The organism is Methanothrix sp. (assembly GCF_030055635.1).
Taxonomy (GTDB): domain Archaea; phylum Halobacteriota; class Methanosarcinia; order Methanotrichales; family Methanotrichaceae; genus Methanothrix_B.
This window is the reverse complement of sequence record NZ_JASFYM010000017.1, coordinates 19,812-40,189: the sequence shown is the minus strand read 5'-3', so window position 1 is coordinate 40,189 and position 20,378 is coordinate 19,812. Positions and strand designations below refer to the sequence as shown.

24 protein-coding genes are annotated in these 20,378 nt (G+C 56.0%); 18 read left to right on the top strand and 6 right to left on the bottom strand.

What is annotated here, in order from left to right; translation table 11 throughout:
- Positions 1–111: 111 nt before the first annotated feature.
- Positions 112–1,395, bottom strand: coding sequence for a phosphomethylpyrimidine synthase ThiC (thiC, locus tag QFX31_RS07630; RefSeq protein ID WP_348531515.1), 1,284 nt, complete (start codon positions 1,393–1,395; stop codon positions 112–114).
- A 371-nt stretch (positions 1,396–1,766) separates the two neighbouring features.
- Here thiC and QFX31_RS07625 point away from each other — a divergent pair, with 371 nt between their 5' ends.
- Both QFX31_RS07625 and QFX31_RS07620 read left to right on the top strand, forming a co-directional pair.
- Positions 1,767–2,069: a helix-turn-helix domain-containing protein gene (locus QFX31_RS07625; protein ID WP_348531514.1), complete on the top strand. Its 303-nt coding sequence runs from the start codon at positions 1,767–1,769 to the stop codon at positions 2,067–2,069.
- Complete coding sequence (locus QFX31_RS07620; protein WP_348531513.1) at positions 2,066–2,869, top strand: geranylgeranylglycerol-phosphate geranylgeranyltransferase; 804 nt, start codon at positions 2,066–2,068, stop codon at positions 2,867–2,869. The genes QFX31_RS07625 and QFX31_RS07620 overlap by 4 nt, the downstream gene beginning before the upstream one ends.
- 181 nt (positions 2,870–3,050) lie before the next feature.
- Here the strand turns inward: QFX31_RS07620 and QFX31_RS07615 are convergent, their stop codons facing one another.
- The 4 genes from QFX31_RS07615 to QFX31_RS07600 all read right to left on the bottom strand — a co-directional run bounded on the left by QFX31_RS07615 (position 3,051) and on the right by QFX31_RS07600 (position 6,692).
- Positions 3,051–3,818 (bottom strand): 23S rRNA (uridine(2552)-2'-O)-methyltransferase, encoded by a 768-nt coding sequence (locus QFX31_RS07615; protein ID WP_348531512.1) that lies wholly within the window; start codon positions 3,816–3,818, stop codon positions 3,051–3,053.
- Positions 3,819–3,822: 4 nt separating this feature from the next.
- A complete protein-coding gene (locus tag QFX31_RS07610; RefSeq protein WP_348531511.1) occupies positions 3,823–4,923 on the bottom strand; it encodes a DUF763 domain-containing protein in 1,101 nt (366 codons plus the stop codon).
- A gap of 147 nt (positions 4,924–5,070) precedes the next feature.
- Positions 5,071–5,961 carry a UbiA family prenyltransferase gene (locus QFX31_RS07605; protein ID WP_348531510.1) on the bottom strand — a complete coding sequence of 297 codons (891 nt, stop codon included), beginning with the start codon at positions 5,959–5,961 and terminating at the stop codon, positions 5,071–5,073.
- A gap of 5 nt (positions 5,962–5,966) precedes the next feature.
- Positions 5,967–6,692, bottom strand: a complete 726-nt coding sequence (locus QFX31_RS07600; protein ID WP_348531509.1) for a glucose-6-phosphate isomerase family protein — start codon at positions 6,690–6,692, stop codon at positions 5,967–5,969.
- A gap of 449 nt (positions 6,693–7,141) precedes the next feature.
- On the opposite strand from QFX31_RS07600, the gene QFX31_RS07595 reads away from it, so the two are divergent.
- From QFX31_RS07595 to QFX31_RS07535, 13 genes are all read left to right on the top strand, one after another.
- On the top strand, positions 7,142–7,828 hold the full coding sequence (locus QFX31_RS07595) for a hypothetical protein (protein WP_348531508.1): 687 nt from the start codon (positions 7,142–7,144) through the stop codon (positions 7,826–7,828).
- Between the two features lie 252 nt (positions 7,829–8,080).
- On the top strand, positions 8,081–8,890 hold the full coding sequence (locus QFX31_RS07590) for an aspartate dehydrogenase (protein WP_348531507.1): 810 nt from the start codon (positions 8,081–8,083) through the stop codon (positions 8,888–8,890).
- A 10-nt stretch (positions 8,891–8,900) separates the two neighbouring features.
- Positions 8,901–9,359 carry a DUF1890 domain-containing protein gene (locus QFX31_RS07585; RefSeq protein ID WP_348531506.1) on the top strand — a complete coding sequence of 153 codons (459 nt, stop codon included), beginning with the start codon at positions 8,901–8,903 and terminating at the stop codon, positions 9,357–9,359.
- Positions 9,347–9,655, top strand: a complete 309-nt coding sequence (locus QFX31_RS07580; protein ID WP_348531505.1) for a DUF1894 domain-containing protein — start codon at positions 9,347–9,349, stop codon at positions 9,653–9,655. Before QFX31_RS07585 ends, QFX31_RS07580 begins: the two co-directional genes overlap by 13 nt.
- Positions 9,656–9,691: 36 nt before the next feature.
- A complete protein-coding gene (locus QFX31_RS07575; RefSeq protein ID WP_348531504.1) occupies positions 9,692–9,970 on the top strand; it encodes a ubiquitin-like small modifier protein 1 in 279 nt (92 codons plus the stop codon).
- Positions 9,971–10,369 carry a molybdenum cofactor biosynthesis protein MoaE gene (locus QFX31_RS07570; RefSeq protein WP_348531503.1) on the top strand — a complete coding sequence of 133 codons (399 nt, stop codon included), beginning with the start codon at positions 9,971–9,973 and terminating at the stop codon, positions 10,367–10,369.
- Complete coding sequence (gene cutA / locus QFX31_RS07565) at positions 10,345–10,662, top strand: divalent-cation tolerance protein CutA (RefSeq protein ID WP_348531502.1); 318 nt, start codon at positions 10,345–10,347, stop codon at positions 10,660–10,662. Before QFX31_RS07570 ends, cutA begins: the two co-directional genes overlap by 25 nt.
- A 251-nt stretch (positions 10,663–10,913) precedes the next feature.
- Positions 10,914–11,333: a YkgJ family cysteine cluster protein gene (locus QFX31_RS07560; RefSeq protein WP_348531501.1), complete on the top strand. Its 420-nt coding sequence runs from the start codon at positions 10,914–10,916 to the stop codon at positions 11,331–11,333.
- A 278-nt stretch (positions 11,334–11,611) separates the two neighbouring features.
- Entirely contained in the window at positions 11,612–12,889 is a 1,278-nt protein-coding gene (locus QFX31_RS07555; protein ID WP_348531500.1) for a phenylacetate--CoA ligase, read from the top strand.
- Between the two features lie 33 nt (positions 12,890–12,922).
- Positions 12,923–13,306, top strand: a complete 384-nt coding sequence (purE, locus tag QFX31_RS07550; RefSeq protein ID WP_348531499.1) for a 5-(carboxyamino)imidazole ribonucleotide mutase — start codon at positions 12,923–12,925, stop codon at positions 13,304–13,306.
- Positions 13,307–13,358: 52 nt separating this feature from the next.
- Positions 13,359–13,790, top strand: coding sequence for a universal stress protein (locus QFX31_RS07545; RefSeq protein WP_297758998.1), 432 nt, complete (start codon positions 13,359–13,361; stop codon positions 13,788–13,790).
- A gap of 381 nt (positions 13,791–14,171) precedes the next feature.
- The gene (locus QFX31_RS07540) at positions 14,172–15,206 is read left to right on the top strand and encodes a radical SAM protein (protein WP_348531498.1); all 1,035 of its coding nucleotides are present in this window, start codon (positions 14,172–14,174) and stop codon (positions 15,204–15,206) included.
- 38 nt (positions 15,207–15,244) lie between these two features.
- Positions 15,245–15,547 (top strand): DUF2551 domain-containing protein, encoded by a 303-nt coding sequence (locus tag QFX31_RS07535; RefSeq protein WP_348531497.1) that lies wholly within the window; start codon positions 15,245–15,247, stop codon positions 15,545–15,547.
- A gap of 38 nt (positions 15,548–15,585) precedes the next feature.
- Here QFX31_RS07535 and QFX31_RS07530 read toward each other — a convergent pair whose 3' ends face one another.
- A complete protein-coding gene (locus QFX31_RS07530) occupies positions 15,586–17,079 on the bottom strand; it encodes a radical SAM protein (protein ID WP_348531496.1) in 1,494 nt (497 codons plus the stop codon).
- A 123-nt stretch (positions 17,080–17,202) separates the two neighbouring features.
- On the opposite strand from QFX31_RS07530, the gene QFX31_RS07525 reads away from it, so the two are divergent.
- The 3 genes from QFX31_RS07525 (at position 17,203) to QFX31_RS07515 (ending at position 20,252) form a co-directional block, all read left to right on the top strand.
- On the top strand, positions 17,203–18,714 hold the full coding sequence (locus tag QFX31_RS07525; RefSeq protein ID WP_348531495.1) for a homocysteine biosynthesis protein: 1,512 nt from the start codon (positions 17,203–17,205) through the stop codon (positions 18,712–18,714).
- Positions 18,711–19,097: a 4Fe-4S binding protein gene (locus tag QFX31_RS07520; protein WP_297759012.1), complete on the top strand. Its 387-nt coding sequence runs from the start codon at positions 18,711–18,713 to the stop codon at positions 19,095–19,097. Before QFX31_RS07525 ends, QFX31_RS07520 begins: the two co-directional genes overlap by 4 nt.
- 93 nt (positions 19,098–19,190) lie before the next feature.
- Positions 19,191–20,252, top strand: coding sequence for a lysylphosphatidylglycerol synthase transmembrane domain-containing protein (locus QFX31_RS07515; RefSeq protein WP_348531494.1), 1,062 nt, complete (start codon positions 19,191–19,193; stop codon positions 20,250–20,252).
- Positions 20,253–20,378 lie beyond the last annotated feature (126 nt).

Here is a 20,378-nt window from a genome sequence, read left to right as displayed (position 1 = left end):
ACCCATAGGGTAGATGCTGCAGGCACCGCGAACACCTCTAAGAGAACGGGACATTGGCAGATCCATACGCTGCGAATGGGCTTGCATAAACATCCCGCCGGATCCTGGAAGCTATCTGCTAAGATCGATGCTGCTCTTTATTATTTTCAGAGCGCAGTAGTCGCCGCACATCGTGCAGACCCTGCTATCCGCGGGCTCCCTCTCAGCTCTGATCTGCCTGGCTCTCTGCGGATCCAAAGCGAGCTCGAACTGCCTCTCCCAGAGCAGGTCTCTCCTCGCCCTGCCCATCTCCAGATCTTGGTCTCTGATGCCGAGCTTTATCATGTCCCCGATGTGAGCAGCGATCCTCGCTGCGATGACCCCTTCCCTGACATCCTCAGGAGTGGGAAGCGCGAGGTGCTCCGCAGGTGTGACATAGCAGATGAAGTCCGCGCCGTATGCGCTGGAGAGGCTCGCCCCGACAGCAGCCACGATGTGATCGTAGCCCGGAGCTATATCTGTCACCAGAGGACCCAGCATGTAGAACGGCCGCTCATTTGTGAGGCGCTTCATCACCTTGACATTCGCCTCTATCTCATCAATGGGTATGTGCCCCGGCCCCTCGACGATCGTCTGGACGCCCGCAGCCTGCGCCCTGTCCGCGAGCTCCGCATTGATTATAAGCTCCTGTATCTGAGCCCTGTCTGTCGAGTCGTGAATCGCACCTGCACGCAGGCCGTTTCCAAGGCTCAGGGTCACCTCATGCTCCTTCAGTATATCAAGAAGATAGTCAAACTCGCTGTACAGCGGGTTCTCCTTTTCGTTATGAATCATCCAGGCTATCATGAAGGCGCCGCCTCGGCTGCAGAGCCCTCCGAACCTGCCGCCCTGCGCCTTCAGACGCTCCAGGCAGATTCTGTTTATGCCTGTGTGTATAGCCATGAAGTTCGTGCCCATCCTCGCCTGCTCATCCACCGCCCGGAAGAGCTCATCCTCTGTCATGTCAACTCCGGCGCCGTGCTTTCTTATCGCCTCGATGAAGGCCTGATAAAGCGGCACGCTTCCCACACTGAGGCTCGTCGCCTCTATCACCCTCCTCCGGATCTCGCGAAGGTCTCCGCCTGTCGAGAGCTCCATCAGCGTGTCAGCCCCTGCGCCCTCTGCAGCGCGCGCCTTCTCGACCTCCACATCCACATCCACAATATCGGAGCTTGTACCTATGGATGCATTCACCTTTGTTCGCAGACCCTTTCCTATACCCACCGGCCTGGTCTCTCTGTATGGGGAGACGGGTATCACTATTCTTCCGGTTGCGATACCTCTGCATATGAACTCAGGGGTCTTCCCCTCAGCCTGCGCCACATATTTCATCTCGTCATTCAGCCTTCCGGCTGCTGCATCCTCAAGCATGCCCATGCGATCACCGCTACCAGAGGGAACAAATTTTTATTTAAAGATTTTTAAACAAAAAAGTTTACTCCTGAGCAAATAATTTTGTCTTATGCGTGCGTCAGCATGCACCCGCTATCATAGATATCAAGAGCATCCGGAATTTAATGGATGTGCTACTGGTGTTGGGCATCGTTCCCGAAAGTAGAATTCACTGAACGTAACTACGCCGGTGGGTGTGGATTTGTATACCGAGGTTGTTTTTCGTATAAAGATACATGGTTCAGGAGTCCATCTGCCTCTCCAGACAGACCAATTGGCTGCTAGGTAAAAAATATATATTCAGAAAATCTTCTAGATGCTCCTGCATCGGAGGCGTGGGATTGAGTGGTGCAGGGTTGAGGCACTGCAGACCGCTCGAGGAGGGAGTTCTGGCCCTGATCGGCAGCGATGGGATCGTGCAGTCTGAGCTGGCTAGGCTTCTCGGCATAAGCAGCAGCAGGTGCTCGCGTATTGTTTGCAGCCTGGAGAGGAAGGGGCTCGTGAAAAGGAGCAGGACCACATTCAGGGGGAGGAGGACCTACCTGGTAAAGATGAACGCCTCGCAGAGAAGGCCGATCGACAGTTACTTAGCGGAGCTCTATGTCTTTTTCCTTGTGAGCTCTTCCCTCAGTACCAAAAATCGGAGGCGCTCTTCTTGATCCTGCTGGAGATCATGCGCCCTGCGAACTGCGCTATGGCAGGAGCTGCATCTCTCATAGGCATGATCGCATCAGGCGCACCCCCGCAGTCGCTGCATGTGGCTGCTCTTGTATTCTCTGCGGTGTTTCTGATAACCGGCGGGGGCAATGCGGTAAACGACTTCTTTGATAGAGAGATCGATGCAGTAAACCGTCCTGAGCGGCCGATACCGAGCGGCAGGCTCTCCCCGCGTGCAGCTCTGATGTGGTCGGTTACGCTCTTCGTAGCGGGATGCGCTATCTCTGGACTGATAAATCAGATGTGCATGGCGCTGGCCCTGCTGAACTCGTCCGTGCTCGTCATCTACGCTGCTAGGCTCAAGGGTCTGCCTCTCGCGGGCAACATCGCGGTCTCGTATCTCACAGGCACAACCTTCCTCTTCGGTGGGCTTGCCGCAGTGCCATCGAGCGTAACAGCATTTCTCTCCATCCTCTCAGCCCTCGCAACCCTGAGCAGGGAGATCGTCAAGGACATCGAGGATCTTCCAGGAGATCTTGCACATGGCGCGAAAACGCTTCCTGCGTTCATTGGAGAGAGAAGATCATTCGTCCTGGCATCTCTTGCTCTGATCATGGCGATAATGCTGAGCTATCTTGTACCGCTGGGGATCGAATACATGGCTACGGTCAGCATAGCAAATCTTGCGTTTCTGGTATCCGTAAACAGAATGCTCCGCGGCGATGCATCCGGATCTCAGAGGTGTATAAAGATTGGAATGGCCCTGGCGCTCCTCGCATTCATGCTGGGGTCTCTGGTGTAGCATCTGAGCCACAAATGTGCTCAGTACGAGACGGCCCGGATATGCGGCGGAATGTTTTCTCATGTGGTGGGGACATGACATCCTCCCCGGGGATTTTGCGCCCCGCTGCTCGCTATCAGGGCGGAACCGGTTCGGGTATGGGGGACGCATGAAGCGTGAGGCAGCGGGCTGTTCAGCAGACTCAAAGCCTCTCCACTATCGATGCGAAGGCGAACCTCTGCTTGACAGCTCCTATCTTTATCCTGAGCCTCTCTCCCGGGGAGGCATCCTTCACGATCACAGCGAAGCCTTTGATCATCGCTATCCCGTCGCCGGTGCGTCCAGCGGTTTCTATCGTGACCTCGTAGATCTCACCGGCTCTCACAGGCGCGCTGAGCAGCTTCTTCCCTATCACATAGATCTCAGCGCTCTCCTTCCTGGATGCAGGTGGTGTGTACGCATGTACTGAGCTGAACTCGCGTTTCACCTCCTCTATGTAGTCATCGAACATATCCCCCTGGAAGACCTTCACGAGAAAGCTGCCGCCAGGCCGCAGAAGACGCTTCGCTATCCTGAGCGCTGCCCTCGAGAGGTCTATCGATCTGGCATGGTCAACATCCCATATACCTGAGAGGTTCGGGGCAGCATCCGATATCACAACGTCCGCCTGCCCTCCTAGAGCAGCTGCTATCGCCTCCAGGGTCTCCTCCTTCGTGATGTCCCCCTGTATCGTCACAGCGCCCTCAACCGGCTCTATCCTCTCCAGATCCACCCCCACAACAGTGCCGCCGGAGAGCTCCTTCGCTACCTGCAGCCAGCCGCCGGGCGCTGCGCCGAGATCGACAACTTTTGATCCCTTGCGGATGATGTGAAACTTGTCATTTATCTGCTTCAGCTTGTAAGCTGACCTCGCCCGGTAGCCCTCCTCCTTCGCCTTCCTGTAGTAGTAGTCCCTCTGATCTCTGGCCATAAGTTCACCCAGAACGCGATCTGCTGATGAATTCTGAGAGCCGCTTCATAGCCCCGTACCTCTCCCTATCTCCCAGCTTCGCCTCCTTAAGCGCCTCTCTGAGGTGCTCTATGCTCCGATCGTAGTTCTCCCTGTCCACCGGATACGGATGCCCGTCCTTCCCGCCGTGGGCGAAGCTGTACCTCGCAGGATCCCTCCAGCTCGGCGGTGCCCCGAAAATAAGCTCTGCTATCAGGGATAAGGCGCGTATCCTCTTCGGGCCCATCCCCCTGAGAGCCATCAGCTCCTCGTAAGTTGATGGCTGCAGCTCGTAGGCTGCCTGGAGTATCCTGAGGCCATCTCTGCCGATATCCACAGGGAGTATCTGGTGCCTCGCAGGCATCCTCAGCACCGGCGAGAAGTCCTCGAGGCTCCGCTGTGCTGTGTACCTCCTGATGTGTGCAGGACCATCCCTGATGAGATCGAGCGTGGCCTGCCTGTTCTCCCTGCTCTCCCTCGATGTGAGATCCAGAACCCTGGATTCGAGGCGCTGTGCGCATATGGCTGTGTGCGGCTCCTCGATCATGCTGCACAGACCATCTGAAAGCCAGTGGTACCTGCGCGCGTACCTCTCGCTCATCCCCTGCTGGACCACAGCCCAGTCGCCGTTCGATGTCAGTATGAATGAATGGTGGTAAAGCCGGTAACCGTCCTGCACGAGGGCGTTATCGACCTTCGCCGAGAGCCTGCTCGCCCTTATGAGTTCCTCGATCTTTCTCTCCGATAAAGAGAAGATCTCCCCGTAGCGCAGGATCTCCTCAGGGGCGTTCAGAGATGTTGCTCCTTTTCCGCCAGCCACAACCACACCATCCTCGGGACGAAGAGAGGCCTTCAGCGCTCCGGTGGTTGTGGTCGTCGTGCCTGATGAGTGCCAGTCGAAACCGAGAACGCAGGAGAACGCCTGGAACCAGAATGGATCTGAGATCCTGCGCAAAAGCTCCTTCTCGCCGTGTTCGTATATGATCGCCCTGGCTATCTCGCCGGCAAGAAGTTGCATCCTCCTGAAGAGCCATGGCGGCGCTTTACCATCATGGAGCGGGAGATCCGCGGTTCCGGTTCGTGTCATGCTCCTTACAGTATCTACCGTCCAGGTTCATAACACCTGCGAAAAGCCCTGCTCTGCCAGCATCTCACAGTTTTTTAGGCCTGTCAAGATCTGATCTCACAGGCTTCTCCCGGTGTGGATGAAGCTCCCGTCTTCCGGCAGGGATATTCAGATCATCACGCCGATGATCACATCGAGCATCAGCGCTGCGAATAGCACAGCTCTGTAGTTTGCGCCCTGGTAGAAGAGCCTCTCACCGCGTGAGGGCGTGGGGTTCCTGACGAAATCTGCGCACTGGAGGAGCATCCATATGCCTGAGAGGAGAGCTGCTGCGTGGTAGAGAATTCCAAGTCCTGAGAGCATGCCAAGCAGCAGCGACAGAATCACGCCCGCGGTCCAGAAGGCTGCCACGAGCTTCGATGTGAGGGGTATCCCATAAGTGGCAGGGGTTGTTGGTATGCCCTTTGCCCGATCCCCGGGGACATCCCTGGATGCATCACAGTTCGTGAACCCCCAGTCTGTTATGCAGATCATGAGGCCCAGGATGAGGGCTGCAGGATGAAAACCCGGGCCGGGCATGAGGTATCCTGCAGGCGATATGGCGAGCCAGACGCCAACAGGAACCATCCCATAGGCGAGCCCGACGAATATCCAGCTCAGCGGCGTTCTACGCTTCGCCCATGCAGAGTAAGCGGTTATGATCGCGGTGGCGGCGAAGAGCATCACGAGGCTCTCAGGGTTGAGGTATGCCGCTGCAGCAGCCGCGAGCATGAGAAGCATAACGGCGTAGATGCCGGCGCCGCGTCTGCTGACCTTGGACGAGGGGAGGGGCCTGCCCGGCATCGCCACCCTGTCAACATCAACATCCACGTAATCGTTGAAGACGTATGAGCTGGTTATCGCAAAGTATGCTCCGATCGTCGCTATCAGAAATGGTGCTGCTCCTGGAAGCGAGCCTGTGGTTGCATACGCGGAGAGAAGAGCTGATGCAGCAGGAAGTGCGAGATCCATGGGCGCCAGCGGGGGGCGGAGCAGCTCCAGGTATGCCCTCACATCCATGAAAATCACCCCAGAATGCCCTCGAAGAGGCTCAGGTGATCATGTGGTTTTGTCAGAAACTCCAGCCTGTCGGGTTCCTTAAGAGCTGAGTACATCTCCCTGCTGCGGCTGAGCCCGAATCTCTTCAGCACCCCATCATCCGGGGCGTCCAGCCGCCTGAGGGGCGCAGGATCCCTGTACCTGGGGTTCTTCACGAAACCATCTCTTGTGCAGTAGTATGCTCCTCCGCGCAGATCCCTGTACGGGCCGTAGATCGACGAGAAGCTCCTGCATACAAAGTTAGCCATCTTCAGACGCTTATTCGAGCGGTTTACTGTGACATGACCGTAGCCAGGAGGTATGATGACCTTATCGCCCTCAGAGGCTGCTATGCACACGACAGAGCTCGCGTCCTCGTTCTGGAGAAGGTAAAGCGCCTCGCCCTCCAGGACCTCGTATACCTCCGGGTATGTCACATCCGTGCCAGGGACCTTCGGATGGTAGTGGCCCGCTGTCTTCACATACTCCCTGCCGAGCATTCTGGGAGGTATGATTGTTATGTCATACCGCAGATCATGCTCTATGAGCCTGCTCCGATCCGCCCTGCTCAGGTAAAGATCCCTGTACATGTAGTAGAGATCCAAATCCTCAGCGGATGATGCCCATTCTGTATCGCAGAGAAGGTCGCGCATATCGCTCAATCGCCTGATATCAGGCTCCCACCGCCTGCCTCCAATCTCGAGAGTCAGCAATCCAACACCCCGCCTGTATCGCTCCAGTGATCAGGTCTCTTGCTGCTGGTCTTCAGCTACCAACCCTGAAACCTGTATCCCAGCCTATGCCAGAGCGCAAAAATAAATTCTTTAGGGTGACCCCGAGGGAAGGGACTTCACGGCTCATGAGCTCGACTCAAGGGATCGAACCATGACCAGAGACAATCGCGTCTTGGATCACCAAAAGAGCGGGCCTTGTGCTCGAATAGCTGAACAGGCTGTCAGGAATCAGTGCGTACTGACATAATGCCATGGCATCGCATGCATCTGAACCCAATGATACAAGTACACGAACTGAGATCGCAGGCCGGACATGATGGTAGCAGGCCGCAAGCTCCGGCCCTCCTGCCGGCGAGGAGCTCACACGGCTCAGTTCGACGATAACTATTTCAGTGAACCGGCCGAATTTTACAGAGGAGATGTGGGACATGCGATCTACTGCTATCATGATGCTTTTGATGCTTTTCACGGGTGCAACCGCCCACCAGCCCTTCTTTGAGGAGGCGGATATCAAAGCAGATGATCCGTGGTTTGTGAAGGACCCGGCGATCTCGACCGCGATTTATGCAACCCTTGATGGTCCTGATGACGTGGATTACTATTCGTTCAACGCCACACGGGGCCAGACTGTACTGCTGAGCATTGTCATCCCACAGATCGAGGGGCATGAGAATTTCACGCCCATAATGGCGCTGATGGGCCGCGGTCTCGCTCCTGCCAGGCCTCCGGACAGGGTGTTCAAACCAGAGGGATACGGCACAATGGTGCTGATGCCACCGGCAAACGCGAGCATGTTCTTTGAACCGTTCACCCGCACATCGTACTGGACACGTCAGAAAGAGATTGTGAAAATCCCGACCGACGGCCAGTACCTTGTGGCTGTCTGGGATGATTCGGGTAGAGCGGGAAGATACGTCTTCGTCATCGGCGATCGGGAGGTACCGGGCGGAGATCTCGCATTCCCCCTGAAGATCCGGGGATACTGGAGACCTCCTGCAGGGCAGAACCTGTCCCAGAACGCGAGCGCTCCTGCTGCACAGCCAGGCCCGGGAGCTGCCGCGGCATCGATATGCGTGGTGCTCGCGTTCCTTCTGAAACGCTGCATGCGACATTAGAGGCGTGCCAAAAGGATGAAAGCGTTTGAGATGCGGGTTGGTTTCGTCCAAACAACCCGAGAAGTAAGGTCAACCCTCCATGTCGTGCTTTCATGGTAAAAGAAAACGGTGAGATCTGCTCATGTGACACACAAACGCCTGGCACCGCAGGGCGACCTGTGTATCTCAGCCCCTGAGTGCTCATTTGCCTTGCATCAGAAATACCGCAGCATACCGCAAAGGCTTTGATCTCCAACTGATTCATAGCCTTTGATGCCCCTAAAAGTTGGCCTTGTAGGCTGCGGAGCCATAGGTTTTGAGATCGCATCTGCAATAGACCGTGGGGAGATCGATGCTGATCTCGCAGCTGTCTTCGACAGGAACCCAAAGAACATGAGAAGGCTCATAGAGGCCCTGAGAAAGAGGCCTGAGGTCGTGGAGCTCGAGAGGCTCGTGGAGCTCTCGGACATAGTCGTTGAGGCAGCATCCCAGGCTGCAGTTCCCCAGGTCGCAGAGGCTGCTCTCAAGCGCGGAAAGGATATCATGATCATGTCTGTGGGCGCGCTCATGGACAGAGAGCTTTACAGAAGGATATGCTCAATGGCTGAATCCAGCGGCGGCAGGGTGTACATACCCTCAGGCGCGATAGCAGGCCTCGACGGGCTCAAGTCCGCCTCGATCGGTCGCTTGAGAAGGGTCGTCCTCACCAGCACAAAGCCACCTGCAGGCCTTGAGGGGGCGCCTTACGTCGTTGAGAACAACATAGATCTCCGCTCGTTCAGAGAGCCGACTTTAATTTATGAAGGACCAGCATCAGAGGCTGTCAGGGCGTTCCCGGCGAACGTCAACGTCGCTGCAACCCTGAGCCTCACATACGGGCAGGATGCATGGGTCAGGATAGTTGTGGATCCCAGCGCCACGGTGAACATCCACGAAGTGGTCGCGGAGGGCGATTTCGGCAGGATGGTGACGAGGGTCGAGAACGTTCCATCACCCAGGAACCCGCGGACGAGTTACCTCGCAGCCCTCTCAGCGATAGCGACCCTGAGAAACGCGACGCTGAACGTCAGGATCGGCACTTGATGGAGGGTGCATGAGCAGCACTGAAGCGCTTATTCTGATGGGTTGCCCTGAGGTGCCTGTCCAGATGAGCCTTGTGCTCTACCTCTCCGGGTCTCTAAGGGATAAAGGATCTGATGTGTTCATCGCTGGAAATCCTGCAGCGCTCAACCTCGCCAGGGTCGCGGATCGTAAGAGATGCTACCTGGGAAGATTGATCGATCTTGATAGAACGATAGCGGATATCGTCGAGAAGAGGCGATCTTTCAACATCTGCTTCGCATTAGCTCACAACGATGCAGGGATCACATATGCTGCCACTGTCAGGGCGCTGCTGCCGGAATCAAAGTTCTTCCTGATAATCTTTGGCAGGAACGCGGAGGAGCTTGCTGACAATGTGGATTTCGATGCGGAGAAGATCGTGGAGAAGGCGGTCCACAACCCTCTCGGGCTGAAGAAAAAGATCGACGGGGTGCTGGCATGGGCTGTATAGAGATGCTCAAACCCCAGGTTCTTCTGAGAGGAATATCGTTCAGAGAGGCGAGGGAGTACATAGAGTCGAGCTGCGACGAGTACTACTATTTCCAGCCAGGGTTCAAGCTGTTCGGCGAGTACATAATCGGGGTGCCGCCGATAGCTGTTGGCCTCATGAAGGACGGGAGCGTTGTGTTCCCCTACACAAAGCCGTGCCACGGCACATTCGTGCTGAAGCACAGGGACGAGGCGGAGGCAGAGCGGGTCAGGAAGCTGGGAAGGGAGGAGGTCATGAGATCCCTAAAGAGGCGCTGATGGCGAGCAGGGCGCAAAATCTTGGCAGAGGTTATCATGAGGATAAAGATCAGGGCGTTCGCCAGCTTCAGGGAGATTCTGGGGAGGGAGATTATGGTCGAGATTGAGAGCGGATCCAGGGTATCGGATCTCATAAACCACCTCTGTGAGATCAAGCCGGAGCTCAGGGAGGCGCTCTTCTCCGATACAGGAGAGCTCAGGGATTACTTCATGATCATGCTCAACCGGCGGAGGCTGGATCTTCCTGGGGATCTCAATGCAGCTCTTTACGACAACGACGAGGTTGCCATATTCCCGCCTGTGGCAGGTGGTTGATTGATATCTGACAGCGGGATAGATCTGGGAGAGATGCTCCATCGCTCCATAAAACCTGATGCTGGAGCTGTGGTCGCATTTGTGGGGGTCGTGAGAGCCGATCCGGGCGTCAGGGCCATGGAGGTGGAGGTATATGATGAGGCAGCCGTTGAGGAGCTCAGAAGGATAAAGGATGAGGCCATCGCCCGCTTCGGCGTCTCATCAGTGGATGTGGTGCACAGGAAGGGGCGCCTCTCGCCGGGTGAGGTGATCGTCTTGGTGGTGTGCGCATCAGCTCATCGAAAGGAGGCCTTCCGGGCGTGTGAGTATGTCATCGACGAGCTGAAGAGAAGGGTTCCGATATGGAAGAAGGAGCTGACGGAGGAGGGTGGGAGATGGGTGAAGGGAGATGCATTCTGATAATAACCACAGCGCCTCCAGGAGATGCGGATCGCATAGCTCAGGCCCTCGTTGAGGAGCATCTGGCAGCATGTGTCAGCGTTATGCCGGTCAGGTCGCACTTCATCTGGGACGGAAAGCTCTCAAGAGAGAACGAGGAGATGCTCCTCGTGAAAACAGCATCTGATGCAGCAGAGAGAGCCCGCAGGCGGATACTGGAGCTCCACAGCTACCAGCTGCCCGAGATCATAGCTCTGGAGATCGCGGACGGGCATGAGCCGTATCTGAGATGGATACAGGATTCGGTGCGGTGAGTGCGTGGTGGCAGAAACTTCCTTCCAGCTTTGATACGCGAAATATGCAATTATAGGGCGATGGAAGCGCATCCAATGAAGAATCGGCTTCGTCCGAGCAATGTGGACATGCGTATGGGGCTTAAGGGATTACTATCTTTGCGAAACTTTCTGTAGCACAGTGAATTTGCTGGCGGAGGGCTGGAATGCATGCCTGAACATCTCTTCAGCTGTTCTGTCGGATTGGCTCTCTTTGCATCTCGTGAGTCATAATGGTGGTGCATACCATAAAGCAGAACCCAGAGCCGTGGTACCGCGAGGGGCTGAGGTTTGAGTGCGTCCAGTGCGGGAGGTGCTGCAGGGGGCAGGGCATCGTCTGGATCTCGCCTGAGGAGTGCAACACGATCGCGGATTTTCTGGGCGTTTCTCAGGATGTGCTCATCAGGGAGTATCTTCTGGAGTGCGAGCACGGCTTCGTCCTGAGGGACCATCTGGATATGAGCTGTGTGATGCTTCAGGGCGACCGATGCATCATCTACCCGGCACGCCCTCTGCAGTGCAGGAGCTACCCGTTCTGGGCGGAGATCCTGGAGAGCAGGGAATCATGGCTCTCCGAGGCATCAAGATGCCCTGGCATCGATCGAGGTCGCATGTGGAGCTTCAGAGATATAAGGGAGAGGATGCTGAGGTAGCTTCCCTGAGGGATGCGAATCCACCTCGCCTGTATCATTGAGACCTCTCACATGCGAGGTTGTGCGCGGATTCCGCAGCATGCTGATCTCCTGGAGCCCATTCGGCTATTCAAACCTACAGCCTGCTCCCATGAACTGGTGCTGATCGTCCACAACAACCGCAAACGTTAAATCCGATTCTCAGCATCCGCGGCCTTGATTGTACAAAGTTGTCCATGGATGTCAAAATCTGGTAGAAGAGTCTGCCGTCAGTGACGGTAAAAGGTAGAGTGATCTGAATGAGGTTCCACAATAAAAGAATGGAGACTGCATCCAGGGAGGAGCTGCGCGATATCCAGACCAAAGGGCTCCGCAGAACAGTGCATCACGTTTACGAATCGAATCCTGTTTACAGGAGGCTCTTCGACTCTCACGGCGTCTCGCCTGAGGATATCAAAACTCTTGATGATATACAGAAGCTCCCGATGATGAACAAGGAGCTGCTCAGGGAGAACTACCCTCTCGGGCTGAGCTGTGCTCCCAGGGAGTCGATCGTGGAGATGCACATGTCTAGCGGCTCCACTGGGACACCTGTGATAATGCCGTACACCGAGGGGGATCTCGCGCAGTGGGCGGAGTGCATGGCTAGGTGTTACATGATGTCCGGCGCCAGAAGGGGCGATGCTGTGCAGATCACGCCACTCTTCGGGCTGTTCAACGGCGGCTTCGGCATGTACCACGGCGCAAGGGCTGCAGGACTGTTTGTCATACCAGCAGGCCCTGGAAACACTGCAAGGCAGATCAGGCTCGCCAGAGATCTCAGGACCAGGATCATCACCGGCGTTGTGAGCTACGGGGTGCGTTTGATAGAGGTGATGAACGAGCTCAACGTGGAGCTTCCCGATCTCGAGATTGGTATATTCGGAGCGGAGACGTTCTCGGATGCGATGAAGAAGAGGATATCCACAGGTCTCGGCGTGGAGGTCTTCGACATATACGGAATGACCGAGACCGGAGGAGTCGGGACCCTCGGGATGGACTGTGCGGTACACGACGGCATACACGTCTGGGAGGACCATTACATAGTGGAGATCGTGGATCCGAGAACAGGAGAGCCTGTGGAGGATGACGAGCCAGGGGAGCTTGTCGTGACATCGATCACAAGGGAGGCGCTTCCAGTGATACGTTTTCGCACAGCTGACCTCACCAGGATCGTCTCGAGGGAGCGGTGCGACTGCGGCAGAACGCACATCAGGATAGCGCCCATAACAGGCAGGCTGGATGACATGATCATAGTGAAGGGCGTGAACTTCTTCCCGAAGCAGGTCGAGCAGGCGTTGATGCAGATTCCGGGCGTCGGGGCGAACTACCAGATCATCGTCGAGGATATTGATGGCGTCAAGGATATCAGGATCAATGTCGAGGCTGAGCCAGGGGTGACGGGGTACACGGTCGAGAAGGCGCTCAAGGAAGCGCTGGGTTTCAGCCCGAAGGGGGACGTCTTCCCGATAGGATCTCTCCCGAGAACCGAGGGCAAGGCCCAGAGGGTGATCCACGTGAAGCGCCAGAGCGGATAAAGTTCATCTCCACCACAGAACTCTTAGAGGTACATGCCAGACGTATCGATCATATCAGGATCAAAATCTGATCAGAATGTCGTGGACAGAATTCTGAGAGTCCTGGAGGAGAGGGGCGTCAGCTACGAGCACAGGGTCATATCCGCGCACAGGAACCCGAGGGAGCTCGATCAGTACATCGAGAGCTCGGATGCGAGGGTATTCATAGCGGTCGCCGGGATGTCAGCTGCTCTTCCTGGAGCGGTGGCTGCCAGGACCGAGAGGCCTGTGATAGGCGTGCCGGTGAGCGGGAAGCTTCTCGGGATAGATGCGCTGCTCTCCATAGTCCAGATGCCCCCCGGGGTGCCTGTTGCATGTGTGGGAATAGATGCAGGAGAGAATGCCGCATTACTGGCCCTGCGGATGCTAAAATCCTGAAGATAGCTATTTATACCAAGCCGTTGATAGAGGTCACAAAGGTGGGATTAGGATGTACAAGCGTATTTTGATTGCCACAGATGGCTCCGACAAGTCCAGACTGGCTGCGCAGGAGGGGCTTGAGCTTGCGAAGGCTCTGGGTGCGGAGGTCCTGGCGCTTTACGTGGTCAACGAGGTCGTCATAGCGAGCGCTGTAAGGCAGCTGGGTGCCGACAAGAAAGAGGTGGAGGCCAAGCTGCAGAAGCAGGGCGAGAAGGCCCTGGATGACATAAAGGAGATGGGCGAGAAGATAGGCGTCAAGGTCGAGCCTGTCATAAGGATCGGTGCGCCCGCAAATGTCATCATAGATGTGGCCAGAACCGAGAACATCGACTGCATCGTGATGGGCAGCCACGGCGAGAGCGGCGTCTCGAAGCTTCTCATAGGCAGCGTGGTCCAGAAAGTCTTATATTGGGCAACAACTCCTGTCCTGGTAGTGAGATAGATGACTGGCGGAGAGTTCGTCATAGCGGATTCGATGGTCTTTGGCGCATTTGCAGTTGTGTTTGTTGTCGGTACGCTCCTGGCTTATCTGGTCATAAGCCTGATAGGGGGCAGCTGAGGCGGGCGTGAGGAAGCCGCCTCATGTCAACGTTTTTGATTCATTTTTATTAAGAGCTGTGTCTGTGCCCTCCTGCGGTCAGCTCTATCTCATGTAAAAAGCTCGCCAGAATGAGATCGTAGACCTCAGCCTTAAGCTCGTCAGGTTTGAGGTGGTCAAGAAAGCAATGAATGCAAAAGCTGCTCGCGGGATCACAATCGCAGTTTATGTGTGATATGCCCAGAAATGCAACGCATTAGGATCGTAAAGGACGCCTGATAAAGTATGCCTGAGGAGTGGGTTCAGGACGGCACCGGATCATTCCACAACTACCTCCCTCATGGATGTGAGATCTGCAGGCAGGGCGCATCTCTGGTCCTGTTCGTAACAGGTGTATGCGCCAGAGGATGCTTCTACTGTCCGCTCTCCCTGGAGCGCAGGGGCAGGGATATCATCTTCGCGAACGAGCGGATCGTCTCATCCCAGGAGGATATCCTGGAGGAGGCGCGGGCGATCGATGCCCTCGGGACGGGCATAACCGGAGGGGAGCCTCTGCTGAGGCTGGATCTGGTTCTCGATACAATTCACATGCTGAAGAGGAATCTGGGGAATGAGCATCACATCCATCTCTACACTGGGATAATACCGGAGGAGGGTGTGCTTTCAAGGCTTCGCGATGCAGGTCTGGATGAGCTGAGGATGCATCCAGATCTGGAGCGTGAGGATGCCCGCCTCGCGGAAGCACTTAAATCCGCGATGGATCTGGGGATCGAGGCCGGCGTCGAGATCCCAGCGATCGCTCCTGCGCCGTGGATCGCAGAGGCTGTTCGGAGCGCCGGTGCTTTTCTTAACATAAATGAGCTAGAGTTCTCCGAGACCAATGCGTATATGCTCAGAGCCAGGGGTTTCAGGGCAGACCCGGAATCGTGCGCCGCGATCGGGAGCGAATCGATCGCGAGATCGTTCATGCACTACGGGATAAAGCTACACTACTGCTCCTCGATCTTCAAGGACTCTGTCCAGCTCAGGGAGAGGCTGAAGCGGCGCGCTGAGAGGGTCCGGAGGGTCTTCGATATCGTGAGCGATGATGGCACTCTACTGACAGGAGTCATCCTGGCTCCGGATCCGCAGGCCGCGATCAGAGTGCTGAAGGATCTCGGTGTTCCTGAGAGCATGTATGAGCTTTCAGATAACGAAATAGAGATCGCGGCCTGGATACTGGAGGAGATCGCAGATGAGGTGAGGCATATGGGATCGCCTCACATAGTTGAGAGGTATCCAACCGCTGACAGGATGGTCGTGGAGAGAATACCTTTATAAGCCATCGCATCCTTCTTTATGGCCGGTGAGCTTGCTGGATGGAGAGCGCTGAGGAGAGAATTCAGGAGCGGCTGAGGAATTATCTGAAGCGAGATGGTATAGGAATCAGAAAAGCGGTGCTGAAGTTGTTCTTGAGCGATTCGTCATTTACGACCGAGGACATCTTCACGTATCTGGAGAAGGAGGGCTTCAATGTAAGCTATCGCGGTGTGTCTGCCATGGTCGGACTCATGAACACGCGCCTGGGAATTCTCAGCATAGATGTATCCGGAGACCACAACGTGTACTCACTGAAGAACGACCACAAGATGATAGTGAAATCGGTGCTGGAGAACTACTAGCTTCAGGCCATCCTCAGTCTTGGATTGAAAAATTTCTTTCAGTTTGGCGGTTCTCCCCTTTTCATTCTTCTCATGTATTTCGGGAGAACTATATCTGCGGCTATGTTAATGGCACGCAGACCCATGTGCACCAGCGGATTCGGCGTCATGCGCTCTCTGTACAGGCTGTGAAGCTTCCTGAGATGTCTTAGGTTGTACTCCATGCAGGTCCCGACCAGCTCCCAGTGCTCGGGAAGGGCATTGTCCTTTCCGAGGCCTCTGTAACTGCCAAGCGCTGTGCCTGCCATCGGGGTGAAGAAGAGCGGCAGCATGAGACCTGTGTATTCTTTAAGAGACTCCACGAGCTCCGTGGTCCTGACAACATCCTCAGCGGTCTCACCGGGCAGCCCCAGGACAAGGCTCGCGACCGGCACCCAGTGCTCCTCATGGAAGAGCGCGTAGCACTCCCTGACGATCTCGGGCCAGCGATCAGGAGATTCCGGAAGCGCCTTCCTGGGCATGTGCATCTCCAGGATACGACAGCTTCCGGTCTCTATTCCTATCCATGCTGACATGTATCTCTGATCTGTGCCAACGCCAACCACCTCAGAGACATCGCTGAGGAGATCCATGGACTGGTGCACGGTCGCCAGGCTGAGGTGCGAGACATCTATTGTGTGCGGCGAGAGCTGCTTGACGCTCCTGAAGAGCTCCAGCACCCTATCAGGCTCAGGGCGCATTCCCCTGGACCCGTATGTGAAAACGTCCTCTGAGTGAAGGAGAACATCCCTCATGCCCTCCCTCATGTTCACCCTGATGTCCTCCAGAATGCTGGATACCGGCCGGTGTCTAAGCGACCTCATCGTCGGGGAGCAGAATGCACAGCCGCGCCAGCATCCCCTTCCGATCTCGACTATGCCTGCGATCGTGGCGCCCCTGTTCACCGGAATCCTGTCCCCGGCCACAGGCGTTCCCTGTATGATCCTGGGGACATTCCTCCCATCGAGGATCGCCCTGCACACCTCCGGAAACTCGCTCTCGCCCTCGCCCAGGTAGATGTGATCTACGCTCACATCCTCATCTGCGAGCTCCCATGCGCCATTGCCACCGACCACGATCACGGGATCGTATTTTTTTATGAGAGGATTATTTATGAGCTTCAGAAAGCTGTGCCTGTTGTGCGGCGGGCCCCGGTTTATTATATCCTCGATCTCGCGGACCGCTATCTTCCCCATAGGATCGTCATGTGTTATGCCAACGATCTCGGTGTCGCTGCCGATGGCCTTATCGAGGTGGTCGGGATGCGCAACCATGACCTCGTCCCTGGAGAAACCTGCATCCAAGAGCGCAGCCTCCACCTTCCTCATGCCGCATGGCGCATAAACTGCCCTGCCGTCGGGATACGCCCTCACTGGAGGACAGAATAGGGATCTCAGCACCCACTCGGGCATGACTGCCCTGGGCATGATTGCGGCGAATCCGAGCAGAACGCCACCGTGATAGGAGGACATCATTGTCCGGTCGCTGGTCAGGACGATCCTCTTTCCAGACATCTGTAGAGGCTTCTCCGGATGTAGAATATAACCCTGTTCGTGCCAGGAGGCATGTGGAATGATATCATTGATCGCTGTGGTATATGGGATATCTTTTTATCGGAAAAGGTGCAAGCCCCACCCGTGGAAGCAGAGAAATCGCTATCCGAGATCAACGAGCGGATACGTGACGGAAGCGTCAGGGTTGTGACCGCAGAGGAGATGCCGGCCATCGTCGAGGAGCTGGGTCCGGATGGGGCGGTGCGCGAGGTTGATGTCGTGACCACCGGCACCTTCGGGGCGATGTGCTCCTCCGGCGTCTTCCTGAACCTCGGGCACAGCGATCCGCCGATAAAGATCTCGAGGGCCTGGCTGAACCGGGTTGAGGCATATGGTGGGGTCGCCGCGGTTGATCTCTTTCTCGGAGCGACCCAGCCATCTGAGGACAGAGGCATAGAGTACGGCGGTGCTCACGTCATAGAGGATCTGGTTTCCGGAAGAGCTGTCGATGTGATGGGCGAGGGCGTGGGCACGGACTGCTACCCCAGGATGGAGATCGAGACAACCCTCCATCTGGAGGACCTCAACCAGGCGCTGATGGTCAATCCAAGAAACGCATACCAGAGGTACAATGCTGCCACCAACTCCTCTGACAGGACCCTTCACACATACATGGGCACGCTGCTTCCACGCCTCGGGAATGTACATTACAGCGGGGCGGGCGTTCTCAACCCGATCTCCAATGATCCTGGATTCGAGTACATAGGGACTGGAGTCAGGATATTCCTCGGCGGCGCGCAGGGTTACATCGTGGGACCCGGCACACAGCACAGCCCTGAGACCGGGTTCGCCACGCTCATGGTCGCAGGGGACCTAAAGAGGATGAGCAGCGAGTTTCTGAGAGCAGCCACGTTCACAAGGTACGGGCCGACGCTTTACGTTGGCGTTGGCGTTCCGATACCGATACTGAACGAGAGGCTCGCGCTGAGCACTGCTGTCCGGGATAAAGACATAACAGTCCCGATCGTCGATTATGGGGTGCAGCGAAGGGACAGGCCTGTGCTTAGGAGCGTGAGCTACGCGGAGCTGAGGTCCGGCTTTGTGGAGATAAACGGAAAGGAGGTTCCGACAGCATCTCTATCAAGCTTCCACATGGCCAGAATGGTCGCAGGAACCCTGAAGAAGTGGATCGAGAGGGGGGAGTTCTTACTTACAGAGCAGGCTGAGCCTCTGCCAAGAGGTGGCGTCAGCAGGCCGATGAAGCAGACGAAGGAGCTCCCGTACGTCGGGGACGTCATGAACAGGGATGTTGTCACAGTGGGAGAGAACATCAGCGTGCCTGAGGCAGCACGTGTCATCGTCGGAAGCAGGTTCGATCATCTCCCCGTGGTCTCTGAGGATGGAAAGCTCATGGGCATAATAACGACATGGGACATATCCAAGGCTGTTGCAAACGGCAACATCTCAAGGGTCTCGGAGATCATGACCAGAAGGGTGTACTCAGCGACCCCGGATGAGCCGATAGAGCTGGCCGCCAGGACGATGGATATCCACAGCATCTCTGCGCTGCCCGTTGTGGATAAGGACAATCGCGTCATAGGAATGATAACAAGCAACGACCTGAGCAGGCTGTTTGCCGGGAGGAGATCGAGATGAAGCTGATGCTCAGGGTCGCACCTGGAATAGTCAGAAAGCCTCTCATAGCCTCGGTCATCCTGGAGACCGGCGCGCTCATAAACATCGAGAGGGCGAGCATAGATGCTGTCAGCGGCGAGATAGTCCTCGATGTCTCAGATGATAAGTGCAGGCAGGTAAAAGACGCATTCGAGCGCAGGGGCGTTGATGTCATACTTCTCGAGATCCCCGTGATGAGAAACGAGGAGGAGTGCGTCCACTGCGGCGCATGCATCGCGATATGCCCCACCGGCACATTCAGGTTCGACGACTGGAAGGTCGTGACAGACCCGGGAAAATGCATCCAGTGCGGAGCGTGCGTGACAGCGTGCCCCCATCGCGCGCTCCAGCTCGTGCTGCGGTGATCTACAGCGGTATGACCGCCCGATGAGATCTTCTGACAGCCTCGCAACATTTCGACGATAAGCTATTTTTATCTTCAGATCATCCCCTGTGGTGTGCATCGAGACGGGATAGAGCTTCCCACGCCGGATGCGAGAAAGTCGGTCGCACTGGTGGTGATCGGCACAGCACTGTATCTCATCTATCTCTACCACGTCGGATTCTCGGATATAGCGGAGAGCATGAGATCTGTGGATATCCGCATATTCTCGCTCGGATTCATCCTGGCACTTCTCGGCGTGTTCTTCGACGGGCTCGCCTGGAGGCGTGTCGCCATCAAGTTCGACTGCAGGATGTCGGTAGCGGACGCGTTTCTCATGTACCTCTCCTGCATATTCCTGAACAATCTGATACCATCTGGCAGCTTCTCGGGCGAGACCGCAAGAATATACTTCCTGGAAAAGATCGCATCTCCGGGTATAGATAAATCATCGGCGACGGTCGCTGCGACGCGCATAATCACAGCTGTGCCGTTCTTCTTTGGCGTGGTGATCGGCATGGCTTATCTGGTGCTCGAGACGAGCGCGCCGGCATGGGCGATCGCGACATGCTCAGGGATTGCGGTTGTTCTTCTCGGCATCAACGCGATATTCGTTGGCATATGCTTCTCGAGCGGCTGGCTTGAGGGTATCATATCCAAACTGATCGAGTTTGTGGAGAGGGTGTTCCACCGCAGGGTCGACAGGAGCATGTGCATCGGAATAGTCCGCAGATTTCACTCAGCGATGAGCGGATTCACGGAGCACAGGTGGACGATCGTTGTGAGCACAGCCTGGGCATTTGCAGCCTGGCTCTGCATGAATCTGGTCGCGTTTGTCACTTTCAGATCGATGGGTATCGAGGTATCGATGTGGGCGATATTCGCGGTCTATGCTGTGATGATATTCATCCAGATGCTGCCTCTGGTGCTTCCAGGCGGCATCGGGCTTGTCGATATAGTGATGATAACGCTCTTCAGCGCCATAGGGGTTCCCACGAGCTACGCTGTCGCCGCAACAATACTCTCCAGGCTGATACAGCTCTGGTTCCTCACGATCGCAGGAGGCGCTGCCACCGCGTACCTTCTGAGAAGGATAGATGGAGCCCGGCGGGGCTCAAAGAGCCCTGTAGCATTATAGAGAGCAGGGCGCAAGCACCAATTCCCTGCGTGAGCACGAAGGAAATGAGGGCAAGCTGGCATCCCACATTCCGCATTTAACACTCCGTAGTATTTTTTGCATTCTTGTTCTAACAGTTTGTTAAGG